29 protein-coding genes are annotated in these 25,717 nt (G+C 33.7%); 17 read left to right on the plus strand and 12 right to left on the minus strand.

What is annotated here, in order from left to right; genetic code table 11:
- Nucleotides 1-128: 128 nt before the first annotated feature.
- From AC23MC_RS07295 to AC23MC_RS07325, 7 genes are all read left to right on the plus strand, one after another.
- Complete coding sequence (locus AC23MC_RS07295) at nucleotides 129-647, plus strand: nuclear transport factor 2 family protein (protein ID WP_487567745.1); 519 nt, start codon at nucleotides 129-131, stop codon at nucleotides 645-647.
- Nucleotides 648-709: 62 nt separating this feature from the next.
- Nucleotides 710-1,639, plus strand: coding sequence for an NAD-dependent epimerase/dehydratase family protein (locus AC23MC_RS07300; protein WP_487567746.1), 930 nt, complete (start codon nucleotides 710-712; stop codon nucleotides 1,637-1,639).
- Between the two features lie 7 nt (nucleotides 1,640-1,646).
- Entirely contained in the window at nucleotides 1,647-2,135 is a 489-nt protein-coding gene (locus AC23MC_RS07305; protein WP_487567747.1) for a hypothetical protein, read from the plus strand.
- Between the two features lie 89 nt (nucleotides 2,136-2,224).
- Nucleotides 2,225-3,334, plus strand: a complete 1,110-nt coding sequence (locus tag AC23MC_RS07310) for a cupin domain-containing protein (protein ID WP_487567748.1) — start codon at nucleotides 2,225-2,227, stop codon at nucleotides 3,332-3,334.
- 10 nt (nucleotides 3,335-3,344) lie between these two features.
- Nucleotides 3,345-4,529 (plus strand): retropepsin-like aspartic protease, encoded by a 1,185-nt coding sequence (locus AC23MC_RS07315; RefSeq protein ID WP_487567749.1) that lies wholly within the window; start codon nucleotides 3,345-3,347, stop codon nucleotides 4,527-4,529.
- A 53-nt stretch (nucleotides 4,530-4,582) separates the two neighbouring features.
- Complete coding sequence (locus AC23MC_RS07320) at nucleotides 4,583-5,491, plus strand: fumarylacetoacetate hydrolase family protein (RefSeq protein WP_487567750.1); 909 nt, start codon at nucleotides 4,583-4,585, stop codon at nucleotides 5,489-5,491.
- Nucleotides 5,492-5,578: 87 nt separating this feature from the next.
- A complete protein-coding gene (locus tag AC23MC_RS07325; protein ID WP_487567751.1) occupies nucleotides 5,579-6,328 on the plus strand; it encodes a maleate cis-trans isomerase family protein in 750 nt (249 codons plus the stop codon).
- 196 nt (nucleotides 6,329-6,524) lie between these two features.
- Here the strand turns inward: AC23MC_RS07325 and AC23MC_RS07330 are convergent, their stop codons facing one another.
- The 11 genes from AC23MC_RS07330 to AC23MC_RS07380 form a co-directional block, all read right to left on the minus strand.
- Nucleotides 6,525-6,881, minus strand: a complete 357-nt coding sequence (locus tag AC23MC_RS07330) for a bleomycin resistance protein (protein ID WP_487567752.1) — start codon at nucleotides 6,879-6,881, stop codon at nucleotides 6,525-6,527.
- An 88-nt stretch (nucleotides 6,882-6,969) separates the two neighbouring features.
- Nucleotides 6,970-8,253 (minus strand): mechanosensitive ion channel family protein, encoded by a 1,284-nt coding sequence (locus AC23MC_RS07335; protein WP_487567753.1) that lies wholly within the window; start codon nucleotides 8,251-8,253, stop codon nucleotides 6,970-6,972.
- A 364-nt stretch (nucleotides 8,254-8,617) separates the two neighbouring features.
- On the minus strand, nucleotides 8,618-9,232 hold the full coding sequence (locus AC23MC_RS07340; RefSeq protein ID WP_487567754.1) for a hypothetical protein: 615 nt from the start codon (nucleotides 9,230-9,232) through the stop codon (nucleotides 8,618-8,620).
- A 44-nt stretch (nucleotides 9,233-9,276) separates the two neighbouring features.
- A complete protein-coding gene (locus AC23MC_RS07345) occupies nucleotides 9,277-9,804 on the minus strand; it encodes a methylated-DNA--[protein]-cysteine S-methyltransferase (RefSeq protein ID WP_487567755.1) in 528 nt (175 codons plus the stop codon).
- Nucleotides 9,805-9,832: 28 nt separating this feature from the next.
- A complete protein-coding gene (locus tag AC23MC_RS07350) occupies nucleotides 9,833-10,450 on the minus strand; it encodes a matrixin family metalloprotease (RefSeq protein WP_487567756.1) in 618 nt (205 codons plus the stop codon).
- Nucleotides 10,451-10,570: 120 nt separating this feature from the next.
- On the minus strand, nucleotides 10,571-11,725 hold the full coding sequence (locus AC23MC_RS07355) for a sodium ion-translocating decarboxylase subunit beta (protein ID WP_487567757.1): 1,155 nt from the start codon (nucleotides 11,723-11,725) through the stop codon (nucleotides 10,571-10,573).
- Nucleotides 11,726-11,731: 6 nt separating this feature from the next.
- Complete coding sequence (locus AC23MC_RS07360; protein WP_487567758.1) at nucleotides 11,732-12,172, minus strand: biotin/lipoyl-containing protein; 441 nt, start codon at nucleotides 12,170-12,172, stop codon at nucleotides 11,732-11,734.
- 6 nt (nucleotides 12,173-12,178) lie between these two features.
- Nucleotides 12,179-12,568, minus strand: a complete 390-nt coding sequence (locus tag AC23MC_RS07365; RefSeq protein ID WP_487567759.1) for an OadG family protein — start codon at nucleotides 12,566-12,568, stop codon at nucleotides 12,179-12,181.
- 1 nt (nucleotide 12,569) lies between these two features.
- Complete coding sequence (locus AC23MC_RS07370) at nucleotides 12,570-14,129, minus strand: acyl-CoA carboxylase subunit beta (RefSeq protein WP_487567760.1); 1,560 nt, start codon at nucleotides 14,127-14,129, stop codon at nucleotides 12,570-12,572.
- A 10-nt stretch (nucleotides 14,130-14,139) separates the two neighbouring features.
- Nucleotides 14,140-14,550 carry a methylmalonyl-CoA epimerase gene (gene mce / locus AC23MC_RS07375; RefSeq protein WP_487567761.1) on the minus strand — a complete coding sequence of 137 codons (411 nt, stop codon included), beginning with the start codon at nucleotides 14,548-14,550 and terminating at the stop codon, nucleotides 14,140-14,142.
- Between the two features lie 175 nt (nucleotides 14,551-14,725).
- The gene (locus tag AC23MC_RS07380; RefSeq protein WP_487567762.1) at nucleotides 14,726-16,702 is read right to left on the minus strand and encodes an alpha-ketoacid dehydrogenase subunit alpha/beta; all 1,977 of its coding nucleotides are present in this window, start codon (nucleotides 16,700-16,702) and stop codon (nucleotides 14,726-14,728) included.
- Between the two features lie 189 nt (nucleotides 16,703-16,891).
- On the opposite strand from AC23MC_RS07380, the gene AC23MC_RS07385 reads away from it, so the two are divergent.
- The 8 genes from AC23MC_RS07385 to AC23MC_RS07420 all read left to right on the plus strand — a co-directional run bounded on the left by AC23MC_RS07385 (nucleotide 16,892) and on the right by AC23MC_RS07420 (nucleotide 22,961).
- Nucleotides 16,892-17,842 carry an isopenicillin N synthase family dioxygenase gene (locus AC23MC_RS07385; protein WP_291094275.1) on the plus strand — a complete coding sequence of 317 codons (951 nt, stop codon included), beginning with the start codon at nucleotides 16,892-16,894 and terminating at the stop codon, nucleotides 17,840-17,842.
- A 134-nt stretch (nucleotides 17,843-17,976) separates the two neighbouring features.
- Complete coding sequence (locus AC23MC_RS07390) at nucleotides 17,977-18,309, plus strand: translation initiation factor (protein WP_487567763.1); 333 nt, start codon at nucleotides 17,977-17,979, stop codon at nucleotides 18,307-18,309.
- A gap of 104 nt (nucleotides 18,310-18,413) precedes the next feature.
- The gene (locus AC23MC_RS07395; RefSeq protein ID WP_487567764.1) at nucleotides 18,414-19,283 is read left to right on the plus strand and encodes a nucleoside phosphorylase; all 870 of its coding nucleotides are present in this window, start codon (nucleotides 18,414-18,416) and stop codon (nucleotides 19,281-19,283) included.
- Between the two features lie 86 nt (nucleotides 19,284-19,369).
- Nucleotides 19,370-19,918, plus strand: a complete 549-nt coding sequence (locus AC23MC_RS07400; RefSeq protein WP_487567765.1) for a GNAT family N-acetyltransferase — start codon at nucleotides 19,370-19,372, stop codon at nucleotides 19,916-19,918.
- A 2-nt stretch (nucleotides 19,919-19,920) separates the two neighbouring features.
- Complete coding sequence (locus AC23MC_RS07405; protein WP_487567766.1) at nucleotides 19,921-20,772, plus strand: substrate-binding domain-containing protein; 852 nt, start codon at nucleotides 19,921-19,923, stop codon at nucleotides 20,770-20,772.
- Nucleotides 20,773-20,793: 21 nt separating this feature from the next.
- Nucleotides 20,794-21,726, plus strand: coding sequence for a transglutaminase (locus AC23MC_RS07410; protein ID WP_487567767.1), 933 nt, complete (start codon nucleotides 20,794-20,796; stop codon nucleotides 21,724-21,726).
- Between the two features lie 78 nt (nucleotides 21,727-21,804).
- Nucleotides 21,805-22,374 carry a DUF3575 domain-containing protein gene (locus tag AC23MC_RS07415; protein WP_487567768.1) on the plus strand — a complete coding sequence of 190 codons (570 nt, stop codon included), beginning with the start codon at nucleotides 21,805-21,807 and terminating at the stop codon, nucleotides 22,372-22,374.
- A gap of 11 nt (nucleotides 22,375-22,385) precedes the next feature.
- Nucleotides 22,386-22,961, plus strand: coding sequence for a hypothetical protein (locus tag AC23MC_RS07420; RefSeq protein ID WP_487567769.1), 576 nt, complete (start codon nucleotides 22,386-22,388; stop codon nucleotides 22,959-22,961).
- Here AC23MC_RS07420 and corA read toward each other — a convergent pair.
- The gene (corA, locus tag AC23MC_RS07425) at nucleotides 22,958-24,034 is read right to left on the minus strand and encodes a magnesium/cobalt transporter CorA (RefSeq protein WP_487567770.1); all 1,077 of its coding nucleotides are present in this window, start codon (nucleotides 24,032-24,034) and stop codon (nucleotides 22,958-22,960) included. The genes AC23MC_RS07420 and corA overlap by 4 nt on opposite strands.
- Before the next feature lie 69 nt (nucleotides 24,035-24,103).
- On the opposite strand from corA, the gene hutI reads away from it, so the two are divergent.
- Together hutI and AC23MC_RS07435 are read left to right on the plus strand one after the other, a co-directional pair.
- Nucleotides 24,104-25,339 carry an imidazolonepropionase gene (gene hutI / locus AC23MC_RS07430; RefSeq protein ID WP_487567771.1) on the plus strand — a complete coding sequence of 412 codons (1,236 nt, stop codon included), beginning with the start codon at nucleotides 24,104-24,106 and terminating at the stop codon, nucleotides 25,337-25,339.
- Between the two features lie 11 nt (nucleotides 25,340-25,350).
- Nucleotides 25,351-25,698 carry a hypothetical protein gene (locus AC23MC_RS07435; RefSeq protein ID WP_487567772.1) on the plus strand — a complete coding sequence of 116 codons (348 nt, stop codon included), beginning with the start codon at nucleotides 25,351-25,353 and terminating at the stop codon, nucleotides 25,696-25,698.
- Nucleotides 25,699-25,717 lie beyond the last annotated feature (19 nt).

Genomic DNA, 25,717 nt, shown 5'->3' on the forward strand with positions numbered 1-25,717 from the left:
ATCTCTAAAAAACAACTTCGTGGACACTAAACAATTGATCCTTTTTCAGTAATTTTATATCGAACTCACGTTAATTACAATTTATTGACGCGTGTACCATAACTAATCAACTTAAAAATAATGTAATCATGAAAAAAATATTAATTGTAGCTATTGGATTATTTATTTTGGCATCCTGTCAAGAGAAGCAACGTTACACCCAACAATCGCCGGAAATCGATTCGTTTAAAAAATCAATCGAAGCCTATGAAAAAGCAGATTGGGCAACAATGAAATCATTTTATGCGGATACTGCAAAAATTGAACATAATGTCACAAAAGACAAAGCAGTTAGCGTAGATAAATTAATCGAAGTAAGTGAAGAAGACGCAGAACTTTTTTCGAATATAGATTTTATTGACGCCGAATCAGAATATGAAATGGTAGTTACCGATAACGGTGAAACTTGGGTAAATTTTTGGGGTCACTGGAAAGGCACTTTAAAAGCTACCGGAGAAGAATATACTTTACCTTGTGCCATCACAGCTCAATTCGTAAACGGTAAAATTGTTCGCGAAGTAGGTTTTTGGAATAACGCAAAAATAGCCTTGGATTTACAAAAACTTTCTGCCGCCACAACCGTGGTCGATAGTACTTCAACAAAATAATTATTAATTCAAAACCTGCAAGGAACTCAAAAGCTTTGCAGGTTTCTTTAAAATGAATCAAAATGAAAAAAGCAGGTATCATTGGTGGTTCCGGATTTATTGGAAGTTTTATCACCAAACAATTTTTAGATAATGGTTTTGAAGTAAAAGTTTCTACAACCAATATTTCAAAAGAAGAAAAATACCGTCATTTGATGAATCTGAAAAATTCCGATCACTTATACATCGAAGAATTAAATGTTGAAGATAAAGCACAACTCAAAGAATTTGTAAGTGAATGTGATATTGTGATTCACAGCGGAACGCCGTTTCAACTAACCATTAACGATCCGGAAAAAGAACTCTTCACTCCTACTATCAAAGGCACAGAAAACTTTTTGGAAGTCATCAAAGCAACACCAAGTGTAAAAAAAGTGGTTCTTCTTGCTTCCGTTGCGGCTTGGAATACTAATTTTCCGATGCCGGCGGATGGCAAAAGTTTTACGGATACGTTTGATGAAAACGATCAACGTTTCACCAGCGAAATGAGTCATCCGTATTGTCAAGCGAAATTCATCGCTAATCAAGTGGTGGAACAATTTATAAAAGATAATCCAAACCTTTCGTTCGAAATTAGTTCCGTTTCTCCCGTTATGGTAATGGGAAAATCAATGTCGGATAGAGAAGATTCTACTTCAACCGGAATGCAATTTTTAATCAAAAATAAAATCGCACCCGATGAATTTGTTCAATCTTTATTTGATAATGATGTGCCTTTTGCCATTGTAGATGTGAAAGATGTGGCACTGGCAACTTTTAAAGCAGCAACGACAAACAATTTACACGGAAAAGATTATCTATTAACCAGTGAAACCTACAAAGTATCAGATGTTCACGAAATGTTGAATGACAGAAAACCTAAATCACCCGCAGAGATAATTTATAAAAATGATTTGGCTGAAAAAGAGTTGAATATGTCATTCAGACCCGTTTTGGAAACGTTAACACAATAAAGTTGAAATGAATTTTTTATTCGAAAATAATCAGATATTCCTCAAAAAACGGTTTTTCATAGTATTTGTACTAATTTTTCAATTAAATACTAATTCAGTATTTGCTCAGAAAAGTGAAGTAGAAAAAGAAATTTGGCAGTTAGAAAATCGCTATTGGAATTACCTTGAAAGAAACGATTCAACTTCCTATAAAAAACTTTGGATTCATAATCAAATCAATTACCAAGCGGATGAATTGACTATTTCTGATGTAAAAAAATGTTCGTATTGGATGAAAGAAATCAATGAAGATAGTAGTTTGGAATTCAGTTGTGCTCTTCATAAAAAGGCAATCGAAATAACCGAAAACACAGTCACAATTCACTATGATGTTGATAAATTCTGGACAGACAAACAGCATAACATCCACAAAAGTGAAACATTTAGTTTTTCACATACGTGGATAAAAATTGAGAATTCGTGGTTATTATCTGATGGAATCGCAGTTAAAAATTAATTAATTCAGGCTACTATATTGAGAATTTCACCCTTGAAAAATTCAAAGAATAATTGTAAATTTACCGTTTTATACTTTGAAAATTCAACATGGACGCAAAACATTCAGACGACGTTTACGGAAGAGCAAGAGTACAAGATTCCGATGAACTAAAAGCATATTACAAAGATTTGGAAAACTTGGGTGCCGGTGCTCTGTGGACGGTTGCTAATGATATCGAACCGTGGGAACCTCGCTCCTCTTCTATTCCGATGCTTTGGAAATATGACGATTTGAGAGAATTAGTCCTTAAATCGTCAGACCTCGTAACTCCTGAACAAGCCGGTCGTCGTGTGGTCTATTTAGTGAATGATAAACGAAAAGACGTTTCTGCTGCTGTTGGTTGGTTATATACCGGAATTCAGGTGACTCGTCCGGGCGAATTTACGTCTGCTCATCGCCATCGTGCTTCTGCCCTACGTTTTATCATGGAAGGCGAAAAAGGATACACTGTTGTGGATGGAAATAAGATTATGCTTGAAGTCAATGATTTCGTCATCACACCCAATTCTACTTGGCATGAACACGGTGTGGAAGAAGGCGGAAAAACCTGCATTTGGCAAGATGGTCTCGATATTCCTTTAATTAATGCGTTAGAAGCGAACGATTATGCCGTTTTAGATGGTAAACAAGAATTGATCGCTCCTTTAAATTACTCACCTATTTCCTATGGTTGTGCCGGATTAATTCCAGCCGATAAATCGTGGGACAAACCCTATTCTCCACTTTTCAAATATTCTTGGTCGAATGTTTATCCGGCTTTACTAGAAACGCAAAAAGTGAGTGAAGTAAATCCTTATGACGGGATTTTTATGAATTATACTAATCCTCTTACTGGTGGTCACGTTATGCAAACGATGGGTGCTTCAATACAATTATTGCCTGCCGGTTTCAATGGAAAAGCTCATAAACATACCGGATCTTTTGTGTACCAATGTGCAAAAGGTAAAGGATATTCCATCATAAACGGTCAGCGTTTTGACTGGAAAGAACGAGATATTTTCTGCGTTCCATCATGGGCTTGGCACGAACATCATAATCTTTCTGAATCTGAAGATGCGTGTTTATTTGCATTTAATGATTTACCTGTAATTGAAAAATTGGGATTATATCAAGAAAAAAATTATTCAGAAAATAATGGTTTTCAATCTTATAACTAAAATTAATTAAATGATAAGATTAAATATAACGATTCTATTTTTATTTGCAACAAGTCTATTATTTTCTCAAAAATTAGTTTTTGATCAGGGAAAAATCAATCAAAAGAATTACTACGAAGAAATCAGTTTTGAATTGGTTAATGATAAAATCATTCTGCCTGTTGTGATTAACAATAAAACCTTTAAATTTTTATTAGATACTGGTGCACCTAACGTAATTTCAAAAACAGTTTTAGCGGAAATAAACGTCCAAAACAGCAGAAAAATAAACGTTTCCGATGCCAATAATCAAAGTGATAAAATGGAAATGGTTGCCATCGAATCGATGAAACTAGGCAATCTTACTTTTGATAATACTACGGCTTTGGTCAGTGATTTAGACAACCATTTTATATTGAAATGTTTTAAAATGGATGGTTTTATTGGGAGTAATCTTTTACGAAATTCGGTTATAAAAATTAGTTTAAAAGATAAAAAAATCATTATTACAGATGATGTTAAAAATCTTAAAACAAAAGCAAAGCCTTCAAAATTAATATTATTTGGCGAACAAAAATCTCCTTACGTTAAAATTAAATTTTTAGACAAAAAAAAACATGTTGTTTCTGAAGAGGTCTTGATTGATACAGGAATGGACGGTTTTTATGAAATGTCAAACAGAGCTTTTAATATCTTTTCAACTGAAAATATATTTGAAGAATTATCTAGAAGCACCGGTTCAAGTAGCATCGGGCTTTTTGGAACAGCTCCATTGAAAGAACAAATTCTATTTAAAGCTACTTTTTTAAAATTAAATGGTACCACGTTTGAAAATTTAATTTCCAATACAACAGACGACAATAATTCCAGAATTGGTTTAGATTTATTGAAACATGGAGATATAATAATCGACTTTAAAAAAAAGAAATTCTATTTTGAAGCTATTGAAAATATCGTTTTAGATAAAAAACCGCCAATTTACAGTGCAACCATTATTGATAACAAATATTCTATTGGTTTTGTTTGGGATGAATCTTTTAGAGACAAGTTAAGCTACGGAGACGAAATCATCCGAGTAGATTCATTTGTACTTGATCAAATGGACTTTTGTGATATTGTTAAAATAAAAAACTTCAGAAAAGATAATCAATCGTATGAATTGGAAGTTAAATCTAAAGATAATTCAAACACTCAAATTGTAAAAATTGAACAATAACTTTTTACTTGTACACATAACCTTAGTAACTTAGAAAATCATCACCTTTATACATGAAACTACTCACCTACAAAACAAAAGACACAGAACCTCGCCTAGGATTTCTTCATAACAACCTAATCATTGATATGGAAGATTTTGGAGAAATATCCAATTTCCCATTACCAATTGATATGTTAGATTTAATTGATTTGGGATTTGAAATTATTGAAGAAATTACCGAAATGATAAAAGAAACTCGTGAAATCGACTTCGAACAAATTGGTTATACGTTTGATGAAGTAGAAATTTTGGCACCCATCCAACGTCCAAGGAAAAACATTATCGGAATTGGTTTAAACTACACCGAACATGTAGCAGAAAGTGCCCGAACACTTGATACTACAGGAAAATTACCTCAAAAACCAATCATCTTTTCTAAACCACCAACAGCTGTTACCGGTCCAAATACAGAAATATTATTAAATCCAAAATTAACTCAACAATTAGATTGGGAAGTGGAATTGGCTGTCGTTATTGGCGAATATGGTAAATATGTTCCGAAAGAAAATGCGTTAGATTATGTTTTTGGTTATACAGTTATTAACGATATTTCGGCGAGAGATTGCCGCAGAGAAGGACAATGGATTGTTTCTAAAGGACAAGATACTTTTGCTCCGATGGGGCCTTATTTGGTGACAAAAGACGAAATTCCGAATCCGCATAATTTGAACCTATCATTGAAACTTAATGGCGTTGAAAAACAAAATTCCAACACCAAGTATTTACTATTTAATATCAATGATTTGATTGAAGATTTAAGCACTGTTTTCACACTTGAACCCGGTGACATAATCGCTACAGGAACACCTGCAGGAGTTGGTGCCGGTCGAAATCCGCAAGAATGGATGTGGGATGGCGATGTGGTTGAAGCCACTGTGGAAGGAATTGGAACGATTGTAAATACTGTGAAAGAGATCTAGTAGACAGTCTCAGTTTTCAGTAATCAGTTATCACCTTCGCGAAATTTGCGTAAATCTTTGTGCTCTTCGCGGTTAAAAAAAACAAACATGAAAAAATACAGAATAGGCCAAATCGTCCCTTCTTCCAACATAACAATGGAAACAGAAATCCCAGCCATTTTCAGAGCACGGGAAACCATTCTTCCTGAAAAATTTACATTTCATTCAAGCCGAATGCGGATGAAAAAAGTAACGAAAGAAGAACTCGAAGCAATGGATGCGATGAGTCTAAAATGTGCACAAGAATTATCAGATGCTCATGTGGATGTGATGGGCTATGCTTGTTTAGTGGCCATTATGAGTATGGGTCGAGGTTATCATTGTGTTTCCGAAGTGAATTTGCATCAAGAAACTGTGGCAAATGACTTCCCTACTCCAATTGTAACTTCTGCCGGAGCATTAATTAATGGTTTGAAAGTTTTAGGAGCCAAACAAATATCGATTATAACCCCATATATGCGTCCGCTCACAGATATGGTTGTAGATTATATTGAACATCAAGGTATTAAAGTGAAAGAAAGTATTGCTCTTGAAATTCCGGATAATTTGGAAGTAGCTGCTCAAAATCCGATGAATTTATTGGAAATATATAAGCAACTGGATTTAGCTGATGTTGATGTGTTAGTTGTTTCAGCTTGTGTACAAATGCCTTCGTTGGAGTCTATCGATTTAATTCAGGCAGAATGCGGTATTCCGGTGACTTCTGCAGCAGTTTGTACAACGTATGAAATGATGAAAAAATTAGGAATAGAAGCTAAATCAAGTATTGGTGGCGAATTATTGAGTGGAAAATATTGATAAAAAACCTGAAATATAAAATTGCATTTGCATTGTTTTTTCTATTCGGATTTGTGATGCTTAAGTGGTTTGGGTTAAATTTTGTGTTTTGCGTTCCGGTTTTGATGATTGTATTTGTTGTAATCATAAAAAACAAATAGAACATTCTTAATCAATAAATAGAATGTGGCTACTTTTTTAAATATTACGTTACTTTTTAATAATCTTCCCCAAACGTCAACAAATTCCCATCCGGATCTAATAGTGAAAACTCTCTTTGTCCCCAAGGTTTATTCTCCAAAAAACCATTTGGATGAATTCGAACTTTGTTGTCCAATAAGGTTTGATAAAAATCGTCAATGCGTTTTACTCGAATGTAAACCTGACCATAATTTTGTTCCGGATCTAGATTAGCAAAGAGAAAGAAATGTAGTTGAATAGCATCTTTTTCCACCATTAAATATTCAGGATAATCGGCAGTTCCAAAGATTTTAAAACCCAATTGTTCTATATAATATCGTTTTGTGATAGTTTTATTCCGCATGGGTAATTTTGGATGGATTGCTGCAAGCATAGTTTTTGATTTTTATTATCAACTAAATTAGTAATTAAATTCTAAATTTCAAACAACGGAAATTACACAATAAGCAACCTCAAAAATTCTAATGTTGAACAGTTTGCAAATCTTGAATAGCTTTTGAAATATCTTTTCCACTTGGTTGTTGAAATAAACTTACATCAAAATATCTTGTCGCCGAAAATAAATGATCAAAAATATCCGCTTGAATACTTTCATAATCCAACCATTCTGTTGTGTTTGCAAAACAATAGATTTCTAACGGAATTCCTTTGTCTTCCAAAGCCAATTGTCTAACCATAATGGTCATTTCTTTGCTTACTCCTAAATGTGATTTAAGATATAATTCAATATAATGTCTGAAAACACCAATATTGGTCATTCTTCTACCATTAATTAGAACTGAAGTATCAATATTAAGTTGATCATTTGAAGCTTCTATATCTTGTTGTCTATCAGTCATAAATCCTGAAATGAGATGAATTTTTTTAAGTTCCTCTCTATGTTCAGCATCTACAAAATGAACAGAATTGGCATCAATAAAAAGAGAGCGTTTAATTCTTCTTCCGCCACTTTGTACCATTCCTCGCCAGTTTTTAAAACTATCTGTAATAAAGTAAAAGGTGGGAATGGTAGTAATAGTTTTATCAAAATTTTGCACTTTTACCGTATTAAGATTGATGGCAATCACATCTCCATCGGCATTAAATTTGGGCATTTCAATCCAGTCGCCTACCCTAACCATATCATTGGTAGACATTTGAACACTAGCAACTAAACCAAGTATGGTATCTTTAAAGATTAACAACAAAATAGCCGTCATTGCTCCAAAAGCACTTAAAAAATAAACAGGCGATTTTCCTAAAAGTATTGAAAAGAGTAAAATGGCCGTAGCAATATAAAATAAAATCCTAATCAATTGAAAATAACTCGTAAGCGGTTTATTTTTAAACGCCGGAAGCAACGAAAAAGCAAATTCAGCTACTTTTATTAACGCAATTATAATAGTTATTGCCACAATAATCAGGTAAATATCTGTTAACTTGATAATAAACGGCAGTAACAATTTGAAATCATCAAAAATGCTTGGAGCGAGTAGTCTAACAAAAACAGCAGGTACAACATGAGCTAGGTTATGAAAAACTTCTTTATCCGCCAAAAGATCATCCCATTTTACAGATGACTTTTTAACAATCTTGTAAAAATAATTGATGATTATTTTTTTGGTAAAATAGAAGCCAATCACCGAAAAAATCATTAAAGCAATAATAAGCAAGAATAAACGAAGATAAATGGCCCATTCATGAGCAACACCTCCTGCAATTAGTAAATCATCTACCCACGTTTCGATGTAGTCAAATCCTACCATGTTACTTTTTTTTAGCGAATATTTTATGTTTAAAAAATTGAAAAAAAATTGCTAGAACAAGTCGTTTTCATTTTTTAGTAAATTACACATTATTAAAATATAAAACAGGTAGTTTAACATGTTATTGGTGTATGTTAACGTTTTTGTGTGCTTTGATTTGAGTATAAATGTATTCTATTTTTTTATCAGCAAAATGAAATAATTGTTTTGGAAAAATAATCATACAATGTAGAATTAAATTCGAATCATTTAGAAAGATGTTTTTTGTAAACAAAAGCGTACAATGCTTTTTTTGATGAACTATTTTGCGAGTCATAGATTAAATAATTTGGCTTACATAAATTAATTACAAATGCAAAATAATTTACTTTTCATTTAAATATTCAATTTTCATTTCCGGATAATTAACAGTTTGGCTCCAATCAATTAAAGGTTTTAATTCTTTTAGTTTATTGATATCTTTTTCATAATTGTTTTCATAAGAGACAACTGCTTCATTTTCAGATGCATATTCATTAAAAAAAAGATTACCAACATAAGTTATTTCTCCTTTTTTTACATCAAATGGAATTGAAAAACCGCCTTTATTATAGGTTCTCTGCAAAATGGCGATACCACTATTTGAGAATAAACGAATTCCAACAATTGAATAGGATCCAACAGGAAGTTCCAATACAAACAAATAAGTTCTCTTGTCATCTAAATGTCCATCATGCCTAACTCTCCAGAATTGTTCTGGGGAAATATGGATTTCTGTTATACTTTTTGATTTAGAATCGGTATCGCTTTTAATTTGAATAAAATAACCATTAAATCTCGCTTTCTCTTTAGGAAATGTAATTGAACCTACTATTAATCCATTTTGAGCGAAATCTTTATGAAATCTTTTTGGAACACCATCTAAATCAGTTTGAGCAAATCCGAAACTGTAAAACATTAATAAGATAAGTATAGATATAATTTTAAGAAATTTTTTCATAGTGTTAAGTATAAGTTTTTAATTATTTTTTTTTACATACTATATCAAAACAGCTCCAACTGGCTGCCTTGTTCCAACGCTAATAATTTTTTCTTAGCAGACAATCCTCCGGCATAACCCACTAATTCTTGATTACTTCCAATAATTCGATGACAAGGGATAATTATTGAAATAGCATTTGCACCATTTGCCGAAGCTACTGCCCGAATGGCTTTTGGATTGTTTAATTGTTTGGATAAACCCAAATAAGTTTGTGTTTTTCCATAATCAATTTGTTGCAACGCTTTCCAAACGGTTTGCTGAAAATCGGTGCCAACGAACAAAAGTGGTAAATCAAACGTTTCGGATTTTTTGTCAAAATAGGCTTGCAATTGGTTTTGAGTTTCGGTAAGTAAAGGTGTTAGTTCTTCAACAAATTCGGCTTGTAATCCTTTTAGAATTCGGTTATCTACTTCATAACGCATTTTACGATAACGCCAATCACAAAGACAAAGTTGGTTGTTGAAATCACCCAAAACCAGTTCTCCAACAGGTGAATGATAATAATGAATTTGGATGATATTGGGTTGCATTATAGTATTTTAAAGAAGATAAAAATACTTAATTCAATTTACTTTCACAATTATTGCACAAGCTAAGTTGTGCATTATCAATAGTGGCAACACTTTCAACAGCATCTGTCATCACACATTTTTTATCAGGACAATGTGGTAAACCTAAATTATGTCCGAATTCATGAACAGTCACTTTTTTTAATCGCATAAAATTAACTGCTTTATTTTTATGTTGAATTCTGAAGGTAGAAACCACACAACTTTTTCCCGGACAATAAGCCAAACCCATAATTCCCCAATCTTGGTATTTGTGAATAGGTTCTTTTATTTTTCCGCTTTCTTTTTTAGAAGTTGAAATATCTTTTTCTGTTAAACCTATTATATAATCTAATGAATCAGCAAGTTCATCCTTTTGAAGTTTAATAATTTTATCCGCTCGATAACGTGGCGATTTCTCATTAGTAAATGTTGAAATGTGATGGAGCTTATTTGGTAAAATAATCGTTTCAACACCATAAAATGTATGAATGATCTTCGCGATTGTGTCTGTTTTAGATTTTGGAAAATCAGCATAAGGTTGAATGCCAATTTTAATTTCATCAGATGTTATTTCTTCACATCCAACCGACACAATTAATAGGCAAAGAAGAGTAATTAATCGCATGATTCTATTTTTTATAAAAATACTATATTAGTTTGTAGGATATTTATTTTTTTAAAAAATAAAATAGTAGTTTTAAAAACTGTAGAAAACAGAATATTTAGCAAATAAAACTTATTTAACTTACCCTAAAAAACTCAACATAACCCCTGCAGCAATAGCACTTCCTATTACACCTGCCACATTTGGTCCCATCGCATGCATGAGTAAATGATTGGTTTTGTCATATTCTAAACCAATAACTTGGGATACTCTTGCACTGTCCGGTACAGCAGAAACACCAGAGTTTCCAATAAGTGGATTAATTTTATTACCTTCTTTCAAAAATATATTAAAAAATTTAGTAAACAATACACCAGCTGTTGTAGCTATAACAAAAGAAACTGCTCCAATGGCAAAAATACCCACCGAATTACCGGTTAAAAAAGTGGTTGCTTGTGTAGAAGCTCCAACGGTTAAACCTATTAAAATGGTTACGATATCGATTAAAGACCCTTTGGCTGTATCGGCTAATCGTTTGGTAACGCCACTTTCTTTTAATAAATTTCCAAAGAACAACATACCTAATAATGGAAGACCACTCGGAACAATGAATGTGGTGAGCAATAAACCAAAAATTGGGAACATGATTTTTTCATTTCTGGAAACAACGCGTGGTGGTTTCATTCGAATTAATCGTTCTTTAGGTGTAGTTAATAACCGCATGATTGGAGGCTGAATAACCGGCACCAAAGCCATATATGAATAGGCTGAGATGGCGATTGCACCCATTAATTCCGGTGCTAATTTTGAAGATAAAAAGATAGCTGTTGGACCATCTGCTCCACCAATGATAGCGATTGCACCCGCTTGTTCAGGTAAAAAACCTAATGCCAAAGCAGCCATGTATGCTCCAAAAATACCAAATTGAGCCGCAGCACCAATTAACATCAATTTAGGATTGGAAATTAGGGCAGAAAAGTCAGTCATCGCCCCAATTCCAAGGAATATCAACGGAGGATAAATACCTTTCATTACACCAAAATAAAGGTAATTAAGCACACTGCCTTCTTCATAAATTCCTATTTGAAGACCGGGAAAAAAAGGTACGTTTCCAATTAAAATTCCAAATCCGATTGGAACTAATAACATCGGTTCATATTCTTTAAAAATAGCTAAGTAAATAAAGACCAATCCGATTAAAATCATGAAAGCATGACCAATCGTAAAATTGGCAAAAGCTGTATAGGTGAAAAAAAGTTCTAAATGCTCTACTAAAAAATTCCAAAACTCATTCATGATTTCTTATTTTATGGTAATTAAAACATCGCCTTCCATTACTGCGTCATTAGTATTAAAATGAATAGCTTCTACAACCCCAGCTTTATCCGCTTGAATACTATTTTCCATTTTCATAGCTTCTAGTGTAATTAATTCTTGCGAAAGATTTACTTGATCACCTACTTTTACATGTAATTTCAGGATAACGCCAGGAAGTGGAGATTTGATAGTTCCACCACCTTTTGGAGCCGTAGGACTACTTGTTTTTGCAGTGGATTGAGTAGAATCTGTTGTAGGAACTGCTACGGAACGAACCAATTTAGGTGTTTTTGCAACCGATGATTTTTTTTCCAACTCAACCACATAGGCATTTCCGTTGACTTGTACATTCGCAATATCATCTTCTAAACTGTCAATTTTTACTTCGTAACTGTTTCCGTTTATTTTAAAATTAAATTTTTTCATCACTTTTTATTTTAATTCCTTACGCATTCCATAGATTTTTGAACTCCATGGAGAATAGTTTCGGTTGATTTTATTAATGGTTAACAAAGTGGCTTCATGATCGTGTAATTCTTGCTGATACAAATAAATAGCCATTGCAACCGCTGCACCTAATTCTAATGTGGCAGCGTTATCTTTGATTTTAATTGGTTTATTTGTTGTAGAAGAAAATTTTTTCTTAAAATCATAAGCAAACAGCATTGCAATGTTTTTAAACATTATATACAAAACTATGAGCGAGAGAAAAACAACTGTCATAGCTACCAAAGTCATCCCGACCCCATATGGATCTAATCGGGCAAACTCTGCAGCATCTTTGTGCGAACTAACTTGTGCTAAAATGAATAGATTGTTCATGTTACAATGGTAAATTAGAGTGTTTTTTGGGCGGATTAATCACTTTTTTCGTAGCTAATGATTGGAGAGCACGTATGATTCTGAATCGAGTATTTCGAGGTTCAATTACATCATCAATATAGCCGTAACTTGCCGCATTATAAGGATTAGCAAACTTTTGTTTGTATTCTTCTGTTTTGTCGGCAATAAATTGAGCTCTTTCCTCCAGGTTTTCAATTTGCATGTATTCTTTTTGATACAAAATTTCGATGGCTCCTTTTGGTCCCATTACAGCAATTTCTGCATTTGGCCAAGCATAATTGATATCACCACGTAAATGTTTTGAACTCATCACATCATAGGCTCCACCATAGGCTTTTCGTAAAATAATCGTCACTTTTGGCACTGTTGCTTCGCCGTAAGCAAAAAGTAATTTAGCTCCATGAATAATTATGCCACCGTATTCTTGGGTTGTTCCAGGTAAAAATCCCGGAACATCCACCAACGTAACAATTGGAATATTAAATGCATCACAAAAGCGTACAAATCGAGCTGCTTTTCGGGAGGCGTTGATATCTAACACACCGGCTAAATAACTTGGCTGATTGGCAACAATTCCGACCGGTTGACCATTAAACCTGGCATAGCCCACCACTATATTTGGTGCATAATGACGGTGAACTTCAAAAAATTCATTGTCATCGGCAATAGCATGAATAACATCTTTTACATCATACGGTTTATTTGGATTTTCTGGAATGATTGTGTTTAAACTGTCTTCAAATCGATCTATCGGATCTAAACAAACTGAAAGAGGTGGTTCTTCGAGATTATTCTGAGGAAGGTAGCTCAATAATTTTCGAATAAGTAATAAACCTTCTTGTTCGTCTTCGGCAATAAAATGCGTTACACCCGATTTGGTTCCGTGCACCATTGCACCACCTAATTCATCATCGGTAACTACTTCTCCGGTAACAGTTTTTACAACTTTTGGGCCGGTAACGAACATATAGCTGTTCTTTTTTGTCATCATAATAAAATCGGTTAACGCTGGCGAATAAACCGCTCCACCAGCACAAGGCCCGAATACAGCAGAAATTTGCGGAATCACTCCAGAAGCCATGATATTGCGTTGAAAAACTTCGGCATAACCTGCTAAGCTTGTTACTCCTTCTTGAATTCTGGCTCCGCCACTATCATTTATACCAATAATTGGAGCTCCCATTTTGAGAGCCATGTCCATCACTTTACAAATTTTTTGAGCAAATGTTTCTGATAATGAACCCCCAAAAACAGTAAAGTCTTGTGAAAAAACATAGACTAATCTGGCATCAATCGTACCAAATCCGGTTACAACACCATCGGCTAAATATTTCTGATCTTCCAGACCAAAATTGGTACAACGATGTGTGACAAACATATCAAATTCTTCAAAACTGTTTTCATCCAGCAAGAGTTCAATTCGCTCACGAGCGGTTAATTTTCCTTTGGCATGCTGGGTATCAATTCGTTTTTGGCCACCACCTAATTTAGCTTCAGCACGTTTGTCTAATAAGGTTTTAAGTTGGTTTGTACTTTCCATTAGTCTAGATTTACAAATTATTATTTTGGCAAAGTTCTAGCAACACACCGTGCGTTGCTTTGGGATGCAAGAAGGCAATATCTAATCCCTCTGCTCCTTTTCTGGGCATTTTGTCTATTAACTGAACACCATTTATTTCTAACTCCGTTAAATTTTGTTGAATATTTTTTACAGCAATAGCAAGGTGATGAATACCTTCACCTTTCTTTTCGATAAATTTCCCGATTGGACCTTCAGGATCTGTGGATTCTAACAATTCAATTTTTGATTGTCCAATTTGAAAGAAAGCAGTTTTAACTTTCTGTTCTTTTACCTCTTCAATGTTGTAGCACTTAAGTCCGAGCATGTTTTCCCAAAAGGGAATAGCTTCGTCAAGACTTTTAACAGCAATTCCAATATGTTCTATGTGTGATAAATTCATGACCTTATTGTATTTAAAATATACAACAAAGTTAGATTGTTAATGAATGTTAAAATCTGATAAATATCAGGTAAATGATAGTAATTAAAAGAAAAGAAGATTAGTTATGAACTATATCGATTGAGATAATAATAAAATATTTTAAATAAAAAAGAGACCTAAGTCTCTTTCTGTATTAATAAGCTACCAATTCTAACAACTCCTTTTCAAATCGTTCTTTCGGCAAATATTGATCTTCCAATGCCTTCACAAAAGGTATCGGTGATTCTAAACTACCTACTCTTCGAACCGGACCGTCTAAATGCTCAAAACAATTCTCCATAATCATTGATGAAATATCGCTTGAAATTCCGCCAAAAATAGTATCTTCTTGCAAAATAATACATTTGTTAGTTTTCTTAACGGATATGTAAATGGCTTCTTTATCCAATGGTTGTAACGTACGTAAATCCAACACATCCGCACTAATTTCAGGATGTTTAGATAATGTTTCCAAAGCCCAATGAACGCCTGCTCCAAAAGATATGATAGTGACTTGCGAACCTTCTTTCAGCAAAGCTGCTTTACCAAACGGAATTGTATAATAATCTGTCGGAACATCTTGATAAACGCTTCTGTATAATTGTTTATGCTCAAAAAACATGACAGGATTAGGGTCATTAATAGCGGTATTCAGTAAACCTTTCACATCATAAGGAAAAGCAGGATAAACCACTTTTAAACCGGGTGTTTTGGTAAACCAAGCTTCATTCGTTTGCGAGTGAAACGGTCCGGCTTGCGTTCCGCCACCACAAGGCATACGAACTACAACATCGGCTTTTTCATTCCAACGGTAATGTTGCTTTGCTAATAAATTCACAATCGGGTTAAATCCTGTAGAAACGAAATCGGCAAACTGCATTTCTACAATCGCTTTATGCCCGTTAATCGATAAACCCATTCCGGCTGAAACCACGGCACTTTCACAAATCGGAGTATTGCGAACACGTTCTTTTCCAAATAAATTCACAAAACCATCGGTAACTTTAAAAGCTCCACCGTATTCTGCAATGTCTTGACCCATAATCACCAAGCTGGGATGACGTTCCATTGATTGCTTCAAACTTTGCGTAATCGCATCAATTACACGGATATTTTCTGTTGTAGATGAATGTGTAAATTCTTCAAAATCATACGGTTTATAAACATCATTTAGTTCTTCACTTAAATCAGCTACAAAATCCGGTTCATCAAAAACCAAACGAATATGTTCGTCCATTTCTTGTTTATAAGCAGTTCGAATTGCATCATCATAATCATTAGTGAGCAATCCGATTTCTTTCAAATATTCTCTATAATTATCGATAGGATCTTTTTGAGCCCACTCATCCATCAAATCTTGCGGAACATATTTTGTACCACTCGCCTCTTCGTGTCCACGCATTCTAAACGTCAAAAACTCCAATAAAACCGGTCTCGGATTTTCACGAAGTGAAGCGACTAATTCGGATACTTTCGTAAAAACTTCTAAAATATTATTTCCGTCAATGATATGACTTTCCATTCCGTAACCAATTCCTTTATCTGCCAAATTTATACAACGGTATTGTTCGTTAGTTGGTGTTGAAAGTCCATAACCATTATTCTCAATCACAAACAAAACAGGTAAATCCCAAACGGCGGCAATGTTTAATGCTTCGTGAAAATCGCCTTCGCTTGTAGCTCCTTCTCCTGTGAAAACCGCAGTAACTTTACCATTCTTTTGGAGTTTATTGGCTAATGCAATTCCGTCTGCCACACCTAATTGCGGACCCAAATGCGAGATCATTCCGATGATTTTATATTCTTGTGTTCCAAAGTGAAACGAACGATCACGCCCTTTGGTAAAACCGCTTTTCTTCCCTTGCCATTGAGCAAATAAACGTTGCAAAGGAATATCTCTTGTGGTGAAAACTCCTAAATTACGATGCATCGGCAAAATGTATTCATCTTTATCTAAAGCCGAAGTAATTCCTACCGAAATTGCTTCCTGACCAATACCTGAAAACCATTTAGAAATTTTACCTTGACGAAGCAAGATGAGCATTTTTTCTTCAATTAAACGTGGTTTCAGTAATCGAATATATAAATCAAGAAGAGTAGTGTCGGAAAGATTTTTTCTGTCGAAAAGCATAGTTTGGATGTTTTAAAACGCTCCCAAAAGTACAAAAAATAACAAATTCTAATCGTTTTGTGATACTTTTTTATAAAACGTTTTCGCCACTGTTGATAACTTTCAATTTTGCATAACGAAATATTTATTTACATTTGTATTTACAAGCATTCAACTCACTTTGAGTTATTAACAAATAATAATTTTAGTATGCAAAACATTCCTAGTGTTGACTTGCGTGATTTCCTGTCGGATGAACCGGCACGTAAACAAAAATTTGTAAATGAAATCGGAAAAGCTTTCGAAGATATTGGCTTCGTAGCACTTAAAGGTCATTTTTTAGATGACAAATTGGTTGATGAATTGTATGGCGAAATTAGAAATTTCTTCGCTCTGCCATTAGAAACCAAATACAGTTATGAGATTCCGGGAATTGGTGGTCAAAGAGGCTATGTTTCCTTTGGAAAAGAACACGCAAAAGGCAAAAAAGAAGGCGATTTAAAAGAATTTTGGCACTTTGGTCAGTATGTGAGCAAAGATTCAAAATATGCTTCTGAATATCCGGACAACGTGGAAGTAAAAGAACTTCCTCGCTTTAACGAAGTAGGCAAAGAAGCCTATCAAATGCTTGAAAAAACAGGTATTTATGTGTTGAGAGCATTGGCTTTGCATTTAGGTTTAGACGAATTTTATTTTGATCAATACGGTAAAGAAGGAAACTCAATTTTGAGACCAATTCACTATCCACCAATTACTTCCGAACCTGAAAATGCTATTCGTGCGGCTGCTCACGGCGATATTAATTTGATTACGCTTTTAATGGGTGCTCAAGGAAAAGGATTGCAAGTACAAAACCACAATGGCGATTGGATTGATGCGATTGCTGAACCTGATGAACTGGTTATCAATGTGGGTGATATGTTGTCACGTCATACAAACAATAAATTAAAATCTACCATTCATCAAGTGGTAAATCCACCGAGAGAATTGTGGGGAACTTCCCGTTATTCTATCCCGTTTTTTATGCATCCGGTAAGCGATATGCGTTTGGATGTGTTGGAAGATTGTATTGATGAAAATAACCCAAAATTATACGAAGACATTTCTGCAGGAGAATTTCTGCACGAACGTTTAGTTGATTTGGGATTGATTAAGAAATAAATTTTATTAACTCATATAGGAAAGACATTGAGTTTTGGCTTGATGTCTTTTTTTAATTTAAAGTTGCTGAGTTACTGAGTTGCTGAGTTTTTTCTCAGTTACTCAGAATCTCAGCTTCTCAGCCACTCAGAAAAATGGATTTAAACGAACAACTCAAAAAACTCTTCCCCGACCATCAACCTTCCAACGAACCGGAACAAGTTGATGAAACACCGCACGAATTATACGTTCAAAAAGAACCTATGATTTGTCAATATGAAAAGCGAAAAGGCAAACCAACTACAATTATTTCAGGTTATGAAGGAACCGATGAAGACTTCAAAATCTTAGCCAAAGAAATAAAGAGTAAATTTGCCGTTGGCGGAAGTTTTAAAGACGGTGAAATCATCATTCAAGGTGATTACCGTGATAAAATAATGAAATTTCTGCAAGAAAAAGGATTTAAAACCAAACGTGTAGGAGGTTAAAATTGGTTTAATTTGTTCAATTTTGTTTAAAATGGTTTACTGTTGTTCTGTTAAACTTTTAAACAATTTAAACTTTTAAACCATCTTAAACAATAAAAAAAACAATGATAAAATCATCAGAATTAATACTAAACCCCGACGGCAGTGTTTACCACTTAAATTTATTGCCGGAACATATTGCTCACGACATTATTTTTGTGGGTGATCAAAATCGGGTAGAAAAAATCACTAAACATTTTGATTCCATTGAATTTTCAACACAAAAGAGAGAATTCAAAACACAAACCGGAATCTATAAAGGCAAACGAATGTCGGTAATGTCAACCGGAATTGGTCCAGATAATATTGATATTGTGATGAACGAACTCGATGCGTTAGTCAATATCCATTTAAAAACCAGAACCATTAAAGAAAAACTAACTTCGTTAAACATTGTTCGAATAGGAACTTCCGGCTCATTGCAAGCTGATATTCCAGTAGATAGCTTTGTGATGAGTTCGTACGGACTAGGTTTAGACAACATGCTTCGCTCCTATTTAATCGATGCTGTTTCCGAAAAAGACATCGAAGATGCGTTTATCAATCAAACAAATTGGGATTTACGAAAAGGTCGCCCGTATGTAATTAAAGGAAGTGAATCGTTAGCCAAAAAATTTGAAAGTAACCAAATTCATAAAGGTTTTACCGGAACTGTAGGCGGATTTTACGGACCACAAGGCCGCGTATTGCGATTAAATATTCAAGATGCGGACTTAAATTCTAAAATGGATTCTTTCAATTACAAAGGCATTCAAATGACTAATTTAGAGATGGAAACAGCCGCCATTTACGGTTTAGGCAAATTATTAGGACATGAATGTTTGTCGTTGAATGCAATTATTGCCAACCGAGCGAATGGAACATTTAGCGAAGATCCGTACAAAGCGGTGGATGCGTTGATTGAATATGCGTTGGATAAATTGGCTGAAAAATAATATTGAGCATAGAACACGGATTTCAAAAATTCGGGAAATTTTTAAAATTATTTTAATTTCTTAAATCTGTGTTCAAAAAAAAATAAATGAATTTACAAATCGAAACCAAACGTCTCCTACTTCGACCACTTGAATTGAGTGATGCAAATGCTTTTTTTGAAATGGATAATAATCCGAGTGTTCACAAATACCTTTGGCAAAAGCCTTCACAAGATATTAGTGAAACGATAAAAACAATCGAGTACGTTCAACAGCAATATCTTGAAAATAAAATTGGACGTTTTGCAACAATTCTCAAAGAAACCGGCGAATTCATTGGTTGGACAGGGATTAAATTCGTAAACGACCACGAAGAAAACGGCAACACCAATTTCTATGATTACGGTTATCGTTTAAATGAAAAATTCTGGAACAAAGGTTATGCCACCGAAGCTTCAACCGCTTGGTTAGACTATGGTTTTAATCAAATGAATATCGAAAAAATGCACGCTTATACTCACGCTGAAAACGGAGCATCCAATCACGTTTTACAAAAAGTTGGCTTTAATTTTATGGAAAATTATCCGGATAAAGATGGCGTGATTTGGAAGTGGTGGAAGTTGGAAAATATAGAATTTAGAAATCAGAATTTATAATTATGAAAACCATCAAAATAGCAGGCGTTCCCGAACATTTCAACTTACCTTGGCATTTGTGCATTGAAAACGGTGAATTTGAAGAAGCCGGAATCGATTTACAATGGACGGATGTTCCCGAAGGAACAGGAAAAATGTGCCAACTTCTTCGTGATGGAGAAACCGATATTGCCGTGATTCTTTCTGAAGGAATTGTAAAAGACATCAATGCCGGAAATCCATCCAAAATCGTTCAAATTTATGTGGAAAGTCCCCTCATTTGGGGAATTCACGTTGATGCAAAATCAAATTATACTTCACTTTCTGATTTAGAAAACACAAAAGTTGCCATTAGTCGATTAGGTTCAGGATCTCATTTAATGGCGATTGTAAACGCTCAAAATCAAGGTTGGAAAACAAATGATTTGCAGTTTGAAATCGTCAACACAATTGATGGTGCGGTTGAAGCGTTATCCAATGGAAAAGCCGATTATTTTATGTGGGAAAAGTTTATGACAAAACCATTGGTTGACAACGGAACTTTCCGTAGAATTGCCGACTGCCCTACGCCATGGCCGTGTTTTGTGATTGCTGTTCGTAATGAAATTCTCGAAAAGCATCCACAAACTATCGAATTGATTTTAGAAATAATCAACACAACCACAGAAGAATTCAAAGATATTCCGAGTATCAACAGAACATTGGCTAGTAGATTTAATCAAAAGACGGAAGACATTGATTCTTGGTTACTTCAAACCAAATGGTCGCAAAAAAATATAACTTCGGAAACGTTAAACAAAATTCAAAATCAGCTATTTGAGCTAAGTCTTATCGATAAAAAAAGTACTTTTGCAGAAATCGTGCACGCCTTTTAGCATTTTGCCGTTTCTATATAAATGAATTTATTCGGAACACTTAAGTATCAAGAATTAAAAACTAAATTCCAGGTCAAAAAACCGTGGGATGAAGTGATTATTTTTGTACTTAATATTTTGATAGCTATTCCGATTTTTATAATTATTCATCAAAATTTAAAAGATCCTGAATGGTATTTTCATATTGACAGAATTCTTATCGCAATTGTTCTTTTAGTAATTATTCAGCTTATTCTTAGACTTATACGAACCATATTAATTCTCGGAATTGCTGTCTATTTAATAATTTTAATCTACGGAACTGCTTTTAGTGGATATGGATTTGAATCCGTTTTTCAAGATTACGGTTATATGATTTATTCGATGTCAGATGATCCAAACCCTCAAGATATTGTTATTTCTAAATTACTCCCTTTTCCAAATAAAAATCAGATTCTCAAAGCCATTGAATATGATAATCCGCAAGTTCGTAATTTTGCTCTAACGGCAACAACTTTGCACTTTAAAGATATAAAAGGTCAGCAAGAACATCGAAAAATGATTCAATGTTTTGCAGTTTTCAAAGAAATCAGAAACCGTTGGAATTATGTAAATGATCCAAAAGGTCAAGAATATATAGCTCATGCGACAGAAAGTTTAATTCACTTTTCCGGTGATTGTGATGATCATGCTATTTTGATGGCAGCCTGTATTCGTTCAGTCGGTGGAACTCCACGCCTCATTCACACTGGCGGACACATTTATCCGGAAATGCTTGTGGGTAAAAGAAGTGAGCTGGAAGCTTCCGTTTACCTTATCAAAGAGTTGCTTTTTGTTACCGAAAGTAAAAATAAAGAAATTCACTATCACATTGATGAACGTGGTCAAATTTGGTTAAATTTAGATTATACAGCAAGATACCCCGGCGGACCATTTATGTCGGAAGAAATTCTTGGAGCTTTGACTTTGAATTAATACTTTATCGAGATTTTGGTTAAATTTTTTCTTTACAACCATGCTTTTTATATATTTACATCAAATAAACCCCAAAAAATGAAAAAATTTATTTTTATCTTTTTAGTTTTCACACAGGTTTCATTTGCTCAAGAAAATAATTCTTTTGATCTAGGGAAAAATGAAGTTAAGTTTGATATCGTTTCACTAGTTGCTTTAGGAAAAATTCATGTGAGTTATGAGCGATTCCTAGGCAAGGATTTTTCAGTCGGAATAAGTGGTAATTTTAACCAAAGTAAATCGAGAGAAGACGACTTTGAAACCGGCAAAAACCGCACCTTAGAAGAATATCAAATTATTCCGTTTGTGCGTTATTCGTTATCCAAAAGTCAGATTCGCTATTATTTTGTGGAAGTTTTTGTCTCAGCAAACCAAGGAAAATTTCGTGAATTAGAGCGATTAGTTGACCAAAACAATATCGGCTATTATGAAGCAGTTCAAAAAGATTATTCCGATTATGCGGTGGGTGCAGCTGTTGGACACAAGTTTTATATCAAAGAAAAGTTAGGCATTGATATTTTTGTTGGAATGGGAAAAAACCTTTTCAGCAGTGGCGAAAGTCCGGATATAATTTCTCGTGTGGGTGTTAATTTAGGTTACCGATTTTAATAAAATTTGATATGAAAACAATAAAATATACATTATTTCTTGCTTTAATTACACTTTCAATTTCCTGTAGTAAGGAAGATGAAGAGTTTTATAACGCCGTTTATACCACAATTCCGAATTTAGTTTCTATTGAAGTGCAACCGAATTACGCAGTAAACGATGTGCTTTGGTTGAATACGAATGCTTTTTCTAGGTATTTATCCGAACCAAATCAAACTACACTTTTAGATGTTTATCGCACAACTAATTCACAAAAATTTAGTTTTATCTACCGTTTAGAAAGACAAGTAGCCGGAAATTGGGAAATTGTTTCCGTTGGTAATAATACTGTATTAGATGAAGGAGAAATGAGCATCGGAAACTATATAACTGCTAATGCTATTTATAATTCAACTACAGAAGCTTATGAATTCCGTGGTGGATTACGATTAACAGAAGCCGGACAATATAGAATTGGGTTTTTCAGTGGTTATAACGGTTCTAATTTTGATATTATTTCTGATAGTGCAAATAATTCAACCTTCTTAACTATAGCTACTACTGCCAATAATGTTACAAATGGATTTTATACTTTCACTGTAAACTAAAACCATTTTTTTCGTTTGAAATAATAAATCATTCCTAAAACAATAAAAAACATAACTCCCAATGTGATGAAATATCCGTTGGGGTTTTTTAATTCCGGAATGTTTTCAAAATTCATTCCGTAAACACCAACAATAAATGTTAGAGGAATAAATACGACAGTTACAATCGTAAGTGTTTTCATAATCTCATTCATCCGATGACTTTGTGCCGAAAAGTAAAAACTGGAAGCACTGTCAAGCGAATTCATATCATAATCAATTTGATCCAAGAGTTCTAAACTTTTTTGATGCAATCTGGCAAAAAAAGTATAATTAGATTTCTCAATACCATTAAAATCATCATCATCTTGCATCGATTTTAAATTATAAAGTGAATCTTTAAGCGGAATTATTGCTCTTTTGAGGTAGTTCAAATCATCACTGCATTTTTCGATTCGAATTAAAACATCTTGTTTTTCATTAATTTTTGATTCAATTTGGAGTTCTTCAATCAATTCTTCGTATTTTTCTATTGTAATGTAAAAATTTTCCATCACCGCATCTAACATCAAATACAACAGAAAATCATTCTTCTTTTTACAAACAATTCCAGAATTTGTTTTGATGCGTTCGCGAATATGGGTGAAAAAATCGCCTCTTTTTTCCTGAAAAGAAACCAATAAATTATCTTTTAATAAAAAACTAATTTGCTCTACATGAACACTATTATCTTGATTTTCAGGCAAAATCGATTTGATACTAAAAAATAAAACGTCGCCTAATTCCTCCATTCTTGTTCGTTTAGCCACATTCAAAATATCTCCGGCTATATAAGCATCAATTCCTAATCTTTCAACAATGTTTTTAATTAATTCAATATCATGTAAACCATGAACATTGAGCCACTTAACATCATTAGATTGAAGTAAATTTTCAATTTCATTTTCTCCTAATTCTAGATTCTTATTTTCGGTATACGATTCAGAATTATAAACAAACAACTGCATTTCTACCGGCTGATTTCTGTGTTCGCCTGTATATTCAAAATAATTTGGTTGAACTTTTCTGCCTTTTTTGTATTTTAATCGTTTCACGGTTTTATTTTTTATAAATTTAAGTGATTTAATTTTTTCATTCTATTTTTACAGAAAATATTTTTTATTATGCAAACGCTCATCATCAATATAAAAGAACTCATTCAAATTAGAGAAATTGGAATTCAGAAAGTTTCCGGTACCGAAATGGCCTATTTACCATTATTGAAAAATGCTTTTTTATTGATTGAAAATGATTTGATTGCCGATTTTGGTTTGATGAGCAACTGCCCCACTCTACCGAATGCAAAAATTATCGATGCTTCAGGAAAAGTGGTTTTGCCAACTTGGTGCGACAGTCATACTCATTTGGTTTATGCAGGTAATCGTGTACAGGAATTTGTAGATCGAATTAATGGTTTGAGTTACGAAGAAATTGCTAATCGCGGTGGCGGAATTCTTAATTCGGCTCAAAAACTCAATGAGACAGATGAAAATGAAATTTACGAACAATCGAAAGTTCGTCTTGAAGAAGTGATGAAATTAGGAACCGGAGCCATCGAAATTAAATCCGGATATGGTTTAACGGTTGAAGGCGAAATCAAAATGCTTCGTGTAATCAGACGTTTAGCAGAAAATTTTCCCATCAAAATAAAAGCTACTTTTTTGGGAGCTCATGCCTTTCCGAAAGAATATAAAGAAAATCATTCCGGTTATATCGATTTGATAATCAATGAAATGTTACCAAAAATTGCTGAAGAAAATTTGGCAGATTATATCGATGCTTTTCTCGAAACTGGGTATTTTTCTGTAGAAGAAACCGAACGAATTATGGAAGCCGGAAAAAAATACGGTTTAATTTCTAAAATTCACGTAAATCAGTTTACAGCCATTAACGGAATTGCTGCTTGTGTGAAGCACAATGCCTTATCAGTTGACCATCTTGAAATTGTAACCGACGAAGATATTGAAATACTTAAAAACTCTCAAACAATGCCGGTCGCTTTGCCGTCGTGCAGTTATTTTATCAGCATTCCATACACACCAGCACGAAAAATGATGGCTGCCGGATTGCCATTAGCTTTAGCAACTGATTATAATCCGGGAACAACTCCGTCTGGCAATATGAATTTTGTGGTGGCAACTGCTTGCATTAAAATGAAAATGACTCCGGAAGAAGCCATTAATGCCGCAACAATCAATGGTGCCTATGCGATGGGAATTTCAGATTCGCACGGAAGTATAACAAAAGGTAAAAAAGCGAATTTAATTATTACCAAACCTATTCATTCGTTTTATCAATTGCCGTATGAATTTGGAAGTAATTTAATTGATGAGGTTATTATTGAAGGGAAAGTTATTTAAAAATATATACTATGAAATACTATATTTCAATATTATTGTTAGTGACACTGTCTAGTTGTCAATTCATTTTACCATCATATATTGATGGTGAACCATTCAGCGAGGAAATTAATGAAAGTTATTTAATAGAGGAATATTTACATGATAGTTTCTGTTTAATTAAAAAAGACCGTCAAAATGATAATGCAGGTTTAGTTATAATTGAAAATATTGATAGCATTTGCTTTATTGATAAAAATGAAATTTATCTTCATTCAAATGAAAAATATTATTTAATTACTGAAGAAAAAGCGACAGAAATTGATACATTCAATTATAAAATGACGAGTATTGAAACTTACTTTAATATAAGTTATTAAATAGATTCAATAAAAAAAG

This window comes from Flavobacterium sp. T50_26 (assembly GCF_057652995.1).